This window comes from Pseudonocardia hispaniensis (assembly GCF_042658695.1).
GTDB classification, from domain to species: Bacteria; Actinomycetota; Actinomycetes; order Mycobacteriales; family Pseudonocardiaceae; genus Pseudonocardia; species Pseudonocardia hispaniensis.
The window spans coordinates 260398-273704 of the sequence record NZ_JBHSQW010000001.1; the positions used below are offsets into that span (position 1 = coordinate 260398).

The following is a 13307-nucleotide window of genomic DNA, read 5'->3' on the forward strand; positions in this document are numbered from 1 at the left end:
GGAGCGATGGCGACGATCGCGGGTCTCGGTCTGACGGAGGTCGGCAAGGTCTACGGCAAGACGTCGTTCGACTTCGCCTCCGAGGCGGTACGGCTCGCGGCGGCCGATGCGGGGCTGACGATGGATGACATCGATGGTCTCCTCATCAACCCTGGCATGTCGTTGCCGGCGCTGGATCTGACGCTGGCGCGGCGGCTCGGAATGCGCGACCTGCGGATGCTGACACAGTTGACGGCGTACGGCGCATCGGCTGGAGTCATGGTCGCCCTCGCCGCCCAGGCGGTCGACTCCGGAGCTGCTTGCGCCGTGGCCTGCGTCTTCGCCGACACCCCGCGATCGCCGAGCAGTTCCGGTGCCGACGCATATCGCGCTACGTCATTGCAGGCCCGCGGTGTTCGGAGCGCAGAGACGGCTGCGGGCCTGCTGAGCACCACGCACCGCTACGCCTTGGCGGCGGATCGCTACATGTCGACCTACGGGGTGACGCACGACGAGCTCGGCGCGGTCGCCGTGTCGCAGCGCCGGTGGGCACAGATGAACCCGATCGCGGCGATGCGCTCGCCCCTCACTCTCGACGACTATCACGCGTCCCGTTGGGTGGTCGAGCCGCTGCACCTTCTCGATTGCTGCCTGGTCTCCAATGGTGGCGCGGCCGTCATCGTGACCACGGTGGAGCGGGCTCGCGATCTGCGTCAGCCCCTTGTCCACATCCGCGGCTGGGGGCAGGCGCATCCCGCTCCGGCGCTGCGCACCGACAGCTCCTTCGGGCTCACCACCGGGGCCAAGGCGTCGGGGCGCGCAGCACTCGCCATGGCTGGCCTCGATCCCGCGGACATACAGCTTCGCGAGATCTACGACTGCTACACCTACACCCTGCTCGTCACCCTCGAGGACTACGGATTCTGCGGTCCGGGAGAGGCCGGCGAGCTGGCCGCGTCAGGCGCCTTGGCGCCCGGCGGCGACCTGCCGACCAACACCGGCGGTGGGCAGTTGTCCGCCTTCTACATGTGGGGCATGACGCCGCTGCACGAAGCGGTCACCCAGGTCCGCGGGCAGGCCGGAGACCGTCAGGTCGCCGACCACGACACCGTGATCGTCAGCGGCAACGGTGGCATCCTCGAACACCATTCCACCCTCGTCCTGACTTCGGAGGCGGCAGCATGAGGGCGCCTGCGCGACGTGACGACGCAACCGAGGCGTGGTACGACGCTCTCGCGATGGACCGTCTGCTGCTGCGACGCTGCCCGGCGGGCCACTACAGCCGGCCCGACGTACTCGCTTGCGACATATGCCGCGATGCCGACCTGTCCTGGCAGCCGGCCAGCGGTCGCGGCAAGGTCATCAGCCTCGCAGTCGATCACGACGCGGACACGACGGTGGTCGTCGCTGAGCTCGATGAGGGGCCGTGGCTCGTGACTCGTCTCGACGGTCCCGCGGTCGCGCGCGGTGACGCGGTCGTCGTCAGCTTCGCCCACCCCGAGGAAGGCGAGGCCTACCCGATCGTGACGGCAGCGCCTTCCTGACGACGCAACGACGGCGGGGCGGGACCGATGGTTCGATCCCGCCCCGCCGTCGTTCTGATCAACCCAGGCGAGCGACCGCCGCTTCCGCGGCTTGAGCGGCCGCAGCGGCGACTCTCTCGACACGCCCGGGGGAAAGTGGAGCGATCAGCGAGCTCGCAACAACGACCGGCAGGTCGCTCTGCGCGACGGTGCGCTGATGGGAGAACGTGTCGAATCCGGCCTTCCCGTGGTAGGCCCCGGATCCACTCATCCCCACGCCGCCGAACGGCGCCTCGTGGTTGAGGTATGCGAGCGCGGTGTCGTTGCGCGAGACACCCCCGGACGTCGTCCGCACCAGGAAGCGCTGGAAGTCGGCAGTGTCGCCGCCGTACCAGTACGACGACAGTGGGTGCTCGCCGGCCGCGGCGTAGTCGATCGCCTCGTCGACGTCGGTGTAGGTGTGAACCACCAGCACCGGCCCGAAGACCTCCTCGGTGTTGATCTCCGCGTCGTCCGGGGTGTCGAGCAGCAGGGTGGGCGGGATGCGTCGCGTCGCGGCGTCCGGCACTCGGTCCCGCTCGTCGTCGGGGACGATCACCACCTCCCTCGCCCCGTTGTTCTTCGCGTCGTCGATCAGGCCGACGACGCGGGCATAGTTCGCGTCGTTGACGCACGCCACCACGTCCGGGTTCTCGATGAAGGTCGGGAAGTGCGACAGGACCGCCTCCTGGTAGGCCTCGACGAAGGCGTCCCTGCTCGCCTCGGGCACGAACGCATAGTCCGGGCACAGGCAGACCTGCCCGTTGTTGATGAGCCGTCCGGCAGCGATGCGCTTCGCCGCGTCGGCGATGTCGGCGTCCGGTGCGACGATCGCCGGGTTCTTCCCGCCCAGCTCGAGCGTGATGGGGACCAGGTTGCGCCCGGCGGCGGCCGCGACAATCCGGCCGACCTTGGGCGAGCCCGTGAAGAAGATGTGGTCGAAGCGAAGGTTCGAGAATGCAGTCGCCGTCTCGATGCCGCCGTTGACGACCGTGACCTCCTCCGGACTCATCCGCGAGGCGACGGCGCGGGCGAACACCTCGCCCGCTCGAGGCGCCACGTCGGAGAACTTGATCATCACCCGGTTGCCGGCGGCCAGCGCTTCGGCCGCCGGAACGAAGACCAACAGGACGGGGAAGTTCCAGGGGCCGATGATTCCCACTACGCCCTTCGGGCGGTGCTGCAGGAACGCCGGGACACCGCCACCCAGGGCAGGGGGCAGCTCCGTGGGCTGCATCCAGTTCTCGAACCGCTCCCGGGTCGCCTCGATGGCTGGCAGCCCGGACAGCACGTCCAGCTCCAGCGACGTCGTGGGCGGCCGGCTGCCGAAGTCCGTATGGAGCGCCTCGGCAAGTTCCTGGCCGTGCTCCAGTACCGCGGCGACGAATCGGTCGAGACGGTCGCGTCGGGTCTCGGCGTCCGGGATGGGATCGGCGGCTTGAGCGGATCGCTGCGCATCGAGGAGCTGCTGAAGATCCTCGGGAGCGACCTCCGTCGCGTTCGTGGACATGCGGTCTCCTTCGACGAGTCGGATTGGCGTGGATCAATTCCCGGTGGAGTTTCTCGGTCGCTGCCGGACCGATCGGTCACCCTCAGCGGCGAGCCCCGTCACCGACGCGAGCTCGGTGACCCGCGACGACCGCCAGCCGCTCGTCACAGCGGTGCGCACCGAGGAGGCCGCCGGGGCGCCCTGCGGCTGGTGGGTCTGCGAGCGGCGGATCGGCCGCGCCGAGGTCTGGTCGCATGCCGGCCTCTTCTCAACGCGAGTGCGGAATCAGCACGGGCTTGATCGTGCGGCCGCTGGCCATGTCTGCCTCGGCCTGGTTGATGTCATTCATCGGGTAGGTCTGGATCAGGCGCTCGAAGGGCAGATGGCCACCGCGCCAGAGTGTGATCAACCGCGGGATGTGGATACGCGGTACCGAGTCTCCCTCAAGGATGCCGGTGATGGTCTTTCCGGTCGCGAGCGCGTCGCGCTGAAGCACGATGTCGCTGGAGGCCATCGACACCATCCCCAGGATGCCGCGGGTGCGCAGGCCGGTCACCGCCGATGCGATCACAGGCGCAACCCCGGTCGTGTCCAGAGCCGTTCGGGTGCCACCCGCGCTCCGCGCGACGACCTCCTGCCCCAGCTCTTGGCTCAGGCATTGGGTGTCGATCACCTCGGTGGCCCCGAGTTCGAGCGCCAGTTCGAGCCGCTCCTTGTGGCGATCGATCGCGATCACCTGAGTTGCGCCCGTTGCGGCGGCAGCCATGACCGCGGACAGGCCGACCGCCCCTGCGCCATACACCGCAATCGAGTCCCCGGCGCTGACCGCCAGCGTGTTGAACACCGCACCCGCGCCGGTCAGGACGCTACAGGCGAGCGGGCCGAGGAGTTCGAGCGGGAGATCTGAGGGGACAGGGACCACGGCGTCCTCCCTCGTCAGCGCGTGTGTGGCGAACGAGGACTGGCCGAACCAGCGGGCGCCGATCGACCTGCCGGCGACGTCGGTGACGGGGGAGGATGAGCGCGACCGGCCCACCATGTTGCGTCCCCAGAAGGAGCGGCAGTAGGCCGGATGTCCGTCCAGGCAGTTGGCGCACCGGCCACAGTGGTCGAACGACATCACGACGGGCGTGCCGACCGTGATCGTGGTGCACGGCCCGGCCGCGACCACCACGCCACTGCCTTCATGGCCAAGGATCAGCGGCGGCTCAGCCATGAACGCCTCGGCTCGGGGCATGACGTCGGTGTGACAGAACCCAACCCCTGCCACCTCGACCAGGAGCTCGCCCATTCCGGGCTCGGCGAGCTCGAGGTCCTCCATCTTGAACGGTCCTCCGTGTTCGCGGAGTACCGCGGCGCGCATGTGCATGTGATGCCTCCTGCTGGTGACCGGACGCACGGTCAGTCTATCGGGTCGTGTGTCGACCTTCTGCATGTCGGTTGTCTCTGGGCCGAGAAAGACCGAGGCCCCCGAGCCGCACAGGAATGGATCGGGGGCCTCGGCGCGAGTCGTGCTCAGGAGCTGACTGCTTCCTCTGCCTCGGAAACAGCGCGAATCGCTTCGCGCACGATGCGCGCGGGGTGGCCCTCTGGGTCACTCAGCTCAGCGAGGTTCTCGCGGTTCGTCAGGAGGCTGCCGAGGACCAGGTCCACCAGCGCCTGCCCGACTGCCTCGATCGGCACGCTCCCCTCGGGGCGGAACCAGGTCCAGGCCCATTGTGCCGATCCGAACATGAGGAACGAGTCGATCCGGGAGTCGACCTTCCGGAACTCGCCCGACTCGATGCCCGCCTCCACGATCTGCTGGACGAGCGTGAAGTAGCGCGCGCGCAGGCGAGCCCCCTCGGCCATCGACTCCTCATGGGCGAGGCGTACCACCTCTCTCTGGAACGCGACGGTCGCCGCACGATCCTCGACGTGGTAGATCATGAAGGCGTGCAGGGCCGCCGCGAGGCGCTCGGAAGGGGTGTCCAGCTCGACGATCATGTACTCCAACTCGGCCAGGCGTTTGGTCATGTACGCCTCATGAAGGGCGGCCAAGATCCGGTCCTTGGTCCCGAAGTGGTGAACGATCGTGCCTTTCGACACGCCGAGCTCCTTGGCCACGAGGCTGAAGTTGACTCCGTCGTATCCGAGTTCGGCGATGTAGCGGGTGAACGTGTCGAGGATGTCGTTGTAACGACCGACTCCACCTGCCACGGAAAGACTCCTTCAGCTTGCTGGGTGGGCGTGCGTCGCATGATCGACGCACTGCGGGAACCCCATTGTATGTCGCTGACGGTACGTACAGTCAGCCGAGCGTCGAGCGGAGTTCTCGCTTGAGCACCTTCCCGGTGGGGTTGCGGGGAAGCGCGTCGACGAAGGTCACGCCGGTCGGGCACTTGTAGTGCGCCAAGCGCTCGCGGGTGTACTTGATCAGCGCCTCCGCGTCGGCGTGGTCCGGGTGGGACGGCACGACGACCGCGTGCACCGTCTCGCCCCACTTCTCGTGGGGAAGGCCGATCACGGCGACCTCGGCGACGTCGGGGTGCTCGACGAGGACCCGCTCCACCTCGGCTGGATAAACGTTCTCGCCCCCGGTGATGACCATGTCCTTGACCCGGTCCTCGAGGTAGAGATAGCCCTCGTCGTCGACGCGGCCGGCGTCGCCGGTGCGCAGCCATCCGTCGACGAAGGCCTCGGCGGTGGCGTCCGGCTTGTTCCAGTAGCCGGCCATGGCCTGCTCGGACTTCACCCAGAACTCGCCGACGGTGCCCACGGGGACGTCCACGCCCGTGTTCGGGTCGACAACCCGAACGATCGTGTCGCTCAGGGGGCGACCAGCCGAGGCGTGCAGGTGTTGCCGGTCCGGATTGCGGTGGTCGTCCGGACCGAGGACGCAGAAGACCCCCGACATCTCGGTCATGCCGTAGACGGAGTACATCGGCGTCTCGATCGTCGCGAGTGTGCGGGCCATGAGCGGGGCGGGCATGGGCGAGCCGCCGTAGCCGATCACCTTGAGGCCAGCCGTCGCCTCGACGACGCCTTCCTGGTCGAGCAGCATCTGGATGACCGCGGGAACGAAGAAGGCGTGGGTGACGCCCTGCTCGGCGATCGTCTTCAGGATCTCGGCGGGCACGACCTCGCGAACGACGATCGTGTGCCCGCCGGCGGCCATGCCGCCGAGCGCCCAGCTGGTGCCGCCGACGTGGAACAGGGGCATCGCGACCAGGTTCACCGTGTCGGCGTCGAAGCCGTACGCCGACAGCAGGCCCTTGTTGTGGGCCGCCATGCTGCGCTGGGTGAGCATGGCCCCCTTGGGGAAGCCGGTGGTCCCGGAGGTGTAGAGCTGCAGGAAGCAGTCGTCGGGGGAGGCCTCGTGGCGGTCCTTCAGGGGCGTCGCGTTGGCGATGAACGCTTCGTACTCGTCGGCGTCGCCGCCCAGGACGACGACGCGCTTCACTGCCGGGAGGTCGGCGCGCAGGTTGTTGACGGTGTCGGCGAATCCGGCGCCCACGATCAGCAGGGTCGCGCCGCTGTCGTTGATCACGTAGGCGAGTTCGGCGGGGGCGAGACGGAAGTTGGTCACCGCGTGGGCGGCGCCGAGGAGCGACGCTGCGAAGGTCGTCTCCAGGCAGGCAGGGTGGTTCTTGTCGAGGAAGCCGATGCGGTCCTCAGGGCCGATGCCCTCGGCGCGCAAGGCGCCAGCCAGTCGGAGGATGCGGTCCCTCAACTGGCTCCATGTCCAGCCGCGGTCGCCGTACGTGAGGGCGACTCGATCGGGCTCCAGGGTGAACCCGCGCTCGACGATCTCGAAGATTCCGTTGGTGGTGACGGTCATGGTCACTCCTGACTGTATGTACGGTCAGCCGGGTGGTGAAAATCATAAGGGTCTGCGGCTGAACGCACAAGGGTTGACTGACCGGTCGTACGGTCACTAGAGTTGACTCATGGTCGAGGACCCCTACCCGGACGCCTCCATGAGCGGGAATCCGTCGGCGCAGATCGTCCCGGATTGCCGTGTCGCCCTGCTGCTCACCATGCTCGAGGAGGGGTTCTGGCCATCGATGGCGCAGCGAACGCCGCGGCAGGCGCGCCACGATTTCCGGATTCTCGCCGCAGCGACCGGGACATGGCGGCCGGTTCGCCGGGTGGGCGATGCGCTCATCGACGGTCCGCAGGGTGCGATCCCGGCCCGCATCTACCGGCCGACATCCGGCACAGTCGGCCAGTCGCTTGTCGTCTACTTCCATGGTGGCGGCTTCGTCATCGGTGATCTCTTCACCGCGGACGGCACCTGTCGTCGGATTGCCACCCAGACCGGCGCGACCGTGGTCTCGGTCCACTACCGTCGTGCGCCCGAGTACCCGTTGCCCGCAGCGCACATCGATGCGTACGCCGCCGCTCGTTGGGCTGTGGAGCACGCCGCGGCACTCGGCGCCGATCCCGCCCGGTTGGTCCTGGCCGGGGACTCGGCCGGCGGCGGGCTGGCCGCCCATGTCGCGCAGCGGCTCCGCGACGAAGGACCGATCGGCGCCGCACTCCAGGTGCTGATCAACCCAGGTCTCGACTTCACCTTCGAGCACACCGACGACAACCCGGCCCTCGCCCGGCTCCTGGACTGGGACACGATCCACTGGTTCGCCGAGCATGCCCTGCCCGAAGGCCTCGACCGAACCGACCCCGTGATCTCTCCGGCGCGAACGGCGGACCTGAAGGGCCTGCCACCCGCGGTCATCATCACGGCCGGGATCGATCCCTTCCGAGCGGATGCCGAGCACTACGCGGGTGATCTTGAGCGGGCGGGTGTGCCGGTCGAGCTGCACCGGTTCGACCGGCAGACCCACGGTTTCACCGACATGGACCTGATCCTTCCGGCCGCCCGAAGGTCGATGGCGCGCATCGTCGCGGCGGTCGAGGGACTGACGCCGGTCCAGGTTCCCGACCACCTGCCGGTCGAGTCCGGCATCGCCTGGATCGCCCCGCACAGGGGCAGCCTGCGGCGGATGCGCGAGAACGCCCAGCGCCTGCCTTTCGTCAACGGGACCGATGCTCTGTGGAAGCTGGTGCAGTTCCACCTGCTCCCGAGCAGAGCCTGTGCGGCCGAGGCCACCAGCGGAGCTAGCGAAGGAGTCAAGTCATGAGCCAGTTGCAGCAGGACATTCTGACCCCCGCGCTATACGCGGACGGCATTCCCCACGACCTGCTGCGCAATCTGCGCCAGCAGCACGGGGTGCTGTGGGTCGACGAACCGGCCAACGGTGCCTTCGAGGGCGGGAAGGGCTACTGGCTCTTCCTGCGCCACGCCGACGTCAGCTACATCTCCCGCCATCCCGAGGACTTCTCCTCGTGGCTGGGCACCAGCTTCCTGCGCGACCAGCGTCCCAGCGACGTGGCCGTCCTTCGTCGAATGATGCTCAACATGGACCCGCCGGAGCACGGATCGGTCCGCAAGATCGTCAACCGCGCATTCACGCCGCAGGCGATCCGCAAACAGCTCTTCGACTCCATCACCCGTCATGCCCGCCAGGTCGTCGACAATGTCTGCGAGATCGGATCGACCGACTTCCTCGGCAACATCGCAGCCGAGATGCCGCTCCTCGTCCTGGCCGATGTCCTCGGCATACCGCCCGAGGATCGGAAGCTGCTGTACAGCTGGACCAACCGTCTCGTCGGCATCGACGACCCGGAGTACGGCGCCGACCCGGCCGACTTCGTCTCGGCGTTCACCGAGATGTTCGCCTACGCCCGGGCTGCGACCCAGCAGCGCAGGGAGAACCCGACCGATGACCTGTGGAGCACCATCGTCAACGCGGAGGTGGACGGCGACCGGCTCTCCGACGGCGAGATCGACCGGTTCTTCCAGCTGCTGTGCATCGCGGGGAACGACACCACCCGCAACCTGCTGGCCAACACGATGCTGACCCTCTCCCAGCACCCCGACCAGTTCGAGATGCTGCGTCACGACCTGAGTCTCCTCCCCGGAGCGATCGAGGAGGTGTTGCGGTTCTCCCCGTCGGTGATCCAGTTCCGGCGCACCGCCACCCGCGACCTGGAGTACGGGGGTGTGACCATCTCCGAGGGCGACAAGGTCATCATCAACTACGCCTCTGCCAACCGCGACGAGTTGGTGTTCGACGACCCCGATCGCTTCGACATCACCCGCCACCCGAACCCGCACATCTCCTTCGGCGATGGCACGCACTTCTGTCTGGGCGCCAATCTCGCCCGGCTGGAGGTCAAGACGTTGCTCACGGAGCTGTTCACCAGGCTTCCCGACATCGAACTCGACGGAGAGCCCAGCCACCTGCAGTCGAGCTTCATGAACGGCATCAAGCATCTGCCCGTCCGGTTCACGCCGGCCGAGAAGCTGGGGCCGGTCGCGCCTGTCGGTGAGGCGGCCTCGGCGCAGGCAGCAAAGCAGTCGTCCGCCGACGAGGTTGTCCCCAGCCATGGCACCCCGATGCTGGTCCTCTACGGGTCCAACTTCGGCACCGCTGAGGATGTCGCCAACGACGTCGCGGAGACGGCCCAGCGCCGCGGGTTCGACGCCCGAACCGCCCCGCTCGACGAAGCGGTCGATGCGCTGCCGACCGACGGAATCGTGGTGATCGCGACCGCGACGTACAACGGCACTCCCCCCGACAACGCGGTGAAGTTCTCGGAGTGGATCACCGGCGACGGCGCTGACCTCGCCGGCGTCCGTTACGCCGTGTTCGGCTGCGGCAACCGAGAGTGGGCTCCGACCTTCCAGGACTTCCCGCGGCTGGTCGACCAACGGCTTGAGCAGCTGGGCGCCACGAGGGTGCACCTCCGCGGCGAGGGCGATGCGGCCGACGACTTCGACGGAGCGCTCCACGACTGGGATGAGGGTCTCTGGCCGGCGTTGGCGGAGACTCTCGGGCTCGATGTCGCTCCGGAGCCGACCACGTCCGCTCCGCGCCTGCGCGTCGAGTTCCTGGCTGCGGACCGGCCGAGCCCGTTCGTCGAGTCCTTCGACGCGCGTCCCATGCGAGTCGTGTCGAGCCGGGTCCTGACCAGTCACGACGGACCGGTCGAGACACGGCCTGTGCGTCACATCGAGCTTGAGCTGCCCTGGGGGACGACGTACGGCGCCGGTGACCACCTGGGTGTGATCCCACACAACAGCACCGAGCTCGTCGAGCGGGTCACCCGGCGCTTCGGAATCGACCCCGAGGCGTGGATCCGGATCGATCTCGACGGGCAGGCGTCGTCGTTCCTCCCGCTGGGGGAGCGCGTGACGGTGCGGCAGGTTCTCACCGACTACGTCGAGTTGCAGGGCGTGGCCGGTCGACGAGACATCGAGCGGATGATCGAGCACACGGAGTATCCGTGGAGCCGCAAGGATCTGTCGGAGCTGCTCGACAAGGACCGGTACCGCCAACGGGTGCTCGACCGCCGACTCTCCGTGCTCGATCTACTGGAACAGCACCCGACGATCCGGCTCGGGTTCGCCGACTTCCTCGAGCTGCTGAGCCCACTGGCACCGCGCTACTACTCGATCTCGTCCTCACCGAAGGTGCAGCCGGATGTCTGCACCATCACCGTCGGCGCACTTGTCGATGCTGCTCGGTCGGGCAACGGAACATTCCGGGGTACCTGCTCGAACTACCTGTTCGAGCACGATGTCGACCGGACCGTGCACGCATTCGTCCGGGACACCTCGTCCACCTTCCGACTCCCGAAGGACCCGACGATCCCCGTCCTGATGGTCGCCTCCGGCACGGGCATCGCTCCGTTCCGCGGGTTCCTGCAGGAGCGCGCGGCCCTGCGTGCCGCCGGAGCCGCGCTCGGCCCCGGCCTCTTGGTGTTCGGATGCCGGCACCCCCAGGCCGACGAGCTGTACGCCGACGAGTTGCCCGCGCTCGTCGAACAGGGGCAGGTCGAGTTCGCCTGCGCCTACTCGCGAGTCCCCGGCCTGCCGCGGATCTACGTTCAGGACCGCATCCGACAGCTGGGGGGCCAGGTTCTCGATCTCATCGACCAGGGTGCGGTGATCTACATCTGCGGCGCCACAGCCATGGCCGAGGGCGTCAAGCAGGCACTCATCGAGATCCAGGCGGCCCAGTCCGGACAGAACACCGAGTCCGCCGAACTCTGGCTGGAGCAGCTCAGCCGGGACAAGCGCTGGCTCGTCGACGTGTGGGCCAACGGGTGAGGAGGTCACGCGACATGCAACTGCCTGAGTGGATCAGCATCGACCTGACCAAGGCGTACTACGCGGCGGAACGCAAGGTCTCGCCGCGCCTGGAGGAACTGATGCGGACGGACGCGGCGATGGACGCGATCGCTGTCTCGCTCGCTGTACGGCGCATCGCCGGAGGGATGGTCAGATCCGCCCTCAACGGAGCGGTCGAAGCCGTGGGGCTGCCCTCGAGCCGACAGGTGGCGCGCCTCCAACGGGCGCTCGATGAGATCAAGAAGGACCAGTCGTGAGCGCGCCCACCGAGGAGCGCGCCGCGTCAGGAAACCCGCTGAGTGCACTGGTCGAAGGGGCTCGGGGCATCGCTGGCCGTCAGACACGGCGCGTGGTCAACACCTTGCGGCTCGCCGGTGGCCTCGACCGGCCGCAGACGGGCTGCTCCCCCCACACCGTGATATGGCACAAGGGGCGTGCGACCCTGCGGCACTACATCGGTGGTTCGGGCGGCCGTCCGGTGATGCTCGTACCCAGCCTCATCAACCGCAGTCACATCTGGGACATGCGTCCCAACGACAGCTTCGTCCAAGGGCTTCTCGCGCTCGGCTACGAGGTCTACCTCGTTGACTGGGGCGTTGCCGACGAGCGGGACGCCAAGAACACCCTGTCAACCTACGTCGACGACTACCTCCCGGCGACCTTTGCGGCCGTTGAGGAGGACGCGGGCCAGCCTCCCGTGGTGGTGGGGCACTGTTTCGGTGGCGTCGTGACCACCTTGTGGGCGGCGTCGTACCCCGACCAGGCGGCGGCTGTGGTCTGCCTCGGTGTTCCCACCAACTGGCTTGAGATGGGACCACTGGCCCAGATGACCCGCCAAGGTCGGTTGAACCCTGAGGACCTGCTGGACCGGACGGGGAATCTTCCCCCGATCACGCTGCTGCGGGCGTTCCAGATGCTCAAGCCGCTGGGCGATCTCACCGGCTATGTCACGTTGTGGAGCCGCCTCGACAACCGAGAGGCAGCGCAGGCGATCTGGGCGCTCACGGACTGGGCGCACGACCATGTTCCGTTCCCGGGGGCGACCTTCGTCGAGATGATTCGCCGGATCAGTCGCGAGAACGGCTTGGCCACCGGACGTGTGGTGCTCGCGGACCGCGAGCGCAAACTGGCCGACATCACGGTCCCGTTCCTCAACCTGTATGGGACCCACGACCACGTCACGCCGCCGCCGTCGGTCACGCCGCTGGGAGCACTCGTCGGGTCCCATGACGCCGAGACGATCGCAATCAAGGCCGGTCACATCGGGCTCTTGGTCGGCAGTTCGGCGCGCCGCCGGACCCTGCCGATCCTCCACGAGTGGCTGGCTGCCCGGAGCCTGGGTCCGAGGCCTGAATCCTGAACCGCCCCGGCGTGTCCGGTGGCCGGATTGCGTGACTCAGCCGGTTGGCGTGAGCTCGTCTGGGTGCCCGTCCGAGACCGGACAGGTCGGCGCAACTCCGCGCCCAGCCGTCCCGGGCCGATTCGAGCCTGGCCGAGGAGTCCTGTATAGTCGGTCAGGCGAACGGCAAGCCAGAGCGAGGAAGCTCGACCTGGCCTGCGTGTTCGTAGCAAGACGGATCAATCGACGCGGGGTGGAGCAGCTCGGTAGCTCGCTGGGCTCATAACCCAGAGGTCGCAGGTTCGAATCCTGCCCCCGCTACTCGTTAGGGCCGTGGATCCAGTGGATCCACGGCCCTGTTTGGTTTGGTGATTTGATCGTGTGGGCAGAAATTGTCCAAATACTCGGCTTGACCGCGTGGCGTCGTGACCCTGCGCGCAATCTGTGCCCGGCGCTGCTTGACGTTGCTCGATGCGACGTTCCGCTCGGCACACCTGCTGGTCATGGAGACCAACGCAACCTTGAGCGGCCTGGAGCCGCTGATCGGAATCGAGGAGCTCGCCGAGTATCTCGGCGTGCCCCATCAAGACGCTCTACAAGTGGCGTCAGGAGGGCACCGGCCCCCGCTCTGTGCGGGTCGGCCGCCACGTCCGGTACTGAATCGCCCTGGCTCGCGGAGAGGCTCCTGATCTAGCAAGGAGACTGGAGCTGTGGGAGCACCTCGGAAGTTCGATGAGGAGACCCGTGCCCGCGCGGTCC

The 13307-nt window shown here is 67.8% G+C and carries 10 protein-coding genes and 1 tRNA gene; 7 read left to right on the forward strand and 4 right to left on the reverse strand.

Annotation, left to right across the window (positions count from 1 at the left end; all coding sequences use genetic code 11):
- The first annotated feature begins 6 nt into the window (after window positions 1-6).
- Window positions 7-1164 carry a thiolase family protein gene (locus ACFQE5_RS01275; protein ID WP_379581765.1) on the forward strand — a complete coding sequence of 386 codons (1158 nt, stop codon included), beginning with the start codon at window positions 7-9 and terminating at the stop codon, window positions 1162-1164.
- Window positions 1165-1217: 53 nt separating this feature from the next.
- Entirely contained in the window at window positions 1218-1523 is a 306-nt protein-coding gene (locus ACFQE5_RS01280; protein ID WP_379581767.1) for a Zn-ribbon domain-containing OB-fold protein, read from the forward strand.
- A 58-nt stretch (window positions 1524-1581) separates the two neighbouring features.
- Here the strand turns inward: ACFQE5_RS01280 and ACFQE5_RS01285 are convergent, their stop codons facing one another.
- The 4 genes from ACFQE5_RS01285 to ACFQE5_RS01300 all read right to left on the reverse strand — a co-directional run bounded on the left by ACFQE5_RS01285 (window position 1582) and on the right by ACFQE5_RS01300 (window position 6850).
- On the reverse strand, window positions 1582-3051 hold the full coding sequence (locus ACFQE5_RS01285) for an aldehyde dehydrogenase family protein (RefSeq protein ID WP_379581769.1): 1470 nt from the start codon (window positions 3049-3051) through the stop codon (window positions 1582-1584).
- A 247-nt stretch (window positions 3052-3298) separates the two neighbouring features.
- On the reverse strand, window positions 3299-4399 hold the full coding sequence (locus ACFQE5_RS01290) for an NAD(P)-dependent alcohol dehydrogenase (protein WP_379581770.1): 1101 nt from the start codon (window positions 4397-4399) through the stop codon (window positions 3299-3301).
- Between the two features lie 146 nt (window positions 4400-4545).
- Window positions 4546-5229, reverse strand: a complete 684-nt coding sequence (locus ACFQE5_RS01295; RefSeq protein ID WP_379581773.1) for a TetR/AcrR family transcriptional regulator — start codon at window positions 5227-5229, stop codon at window positions 4546-4548.
- 91 nt (window positions 5230-5320) lie between these two features.
- Window positions 5321-6850, reverse strand: coding sequence for an acyl-CoA synthetase (locus tag ACFQE5_RS01300; RefSeq protein WP_379581776.1), 1530 nt, complete (start codon window positions 6848-6850; stop codon window positions 5321-5323).
- Between the two features lie 109 nt (window positions 6851-6959).
- Between ACFQE5_RS01300 and ACFQE5_RS01305 the strand changes: the two genes are divergently transcribed.
- The 5 genes from ACFQE5_RS01305 to ACFQE5_RS01325 all read left to right on the forward strand — a co-directional run bounded on the left by ACFQE5_RS01305 (window position 6960) and on the right by ACFQE5_RS01325 (window position 12869).
- On the forward strand, window positions 6960-8153 hold the full coding sequence (locus ACFQE5_RS01305) for an alpha/beta hydrolase (RefSeq protein WP_379581778.1): 1194 nt from the start codon (window positions 6960-6962) through the stop codon (window positions 8151-8153).
- Window positions 8150-11188 (forward strand): cytochrome P450, encoded by a 3039-nt coding sequence (locus tag ACFQE5_RS01310; RefSeq protein ID WP_379581780.1) that lies wholly within the window; start codon window positions 8150-8152, stop codon window positions 11186-11188. Before ACFQE5_RS01305 ends, ACFQE5_RS01310 begins: the two co-directional genes overlap by 4 nt.
- 14 nt (window positions 11189-11202) lie before the next feature.
- The gene (locus ACFQE5_RS01315; protein ID WP_379581782.1) at window positions 11203-11466 is read left to right on the forward strand and encodes a hypothetical protein; all 264 of its coding nucleotides are present in this window, start codon (window positions 11203-11205) and stop codon (window positions 11464-11466) included.
- On the forward strand, window positions 11463-12569 hold the full coding sequence (locus ACFQE5_RS01320) for an alpha/beta fold hydrolase (protein WP_379581784.1): 1107 nt from the start codon (window positions 11463-11465) through the stop codon (window positions 12567-12569). Before ACFQE5_RS01315 ends, ACFQE5_RS01320 begins: the two co-directional genes overlap by 4 nt.
- A 226-nt stretch (window positions 12570-12795) precedes the next feature.
- Window positions 12796-12869 (forward strand) — tRNA-Met (locus tag ACFQE5_RS01325).
- Window positions 12870-13307: the final 438 nt, after the last annotated feature.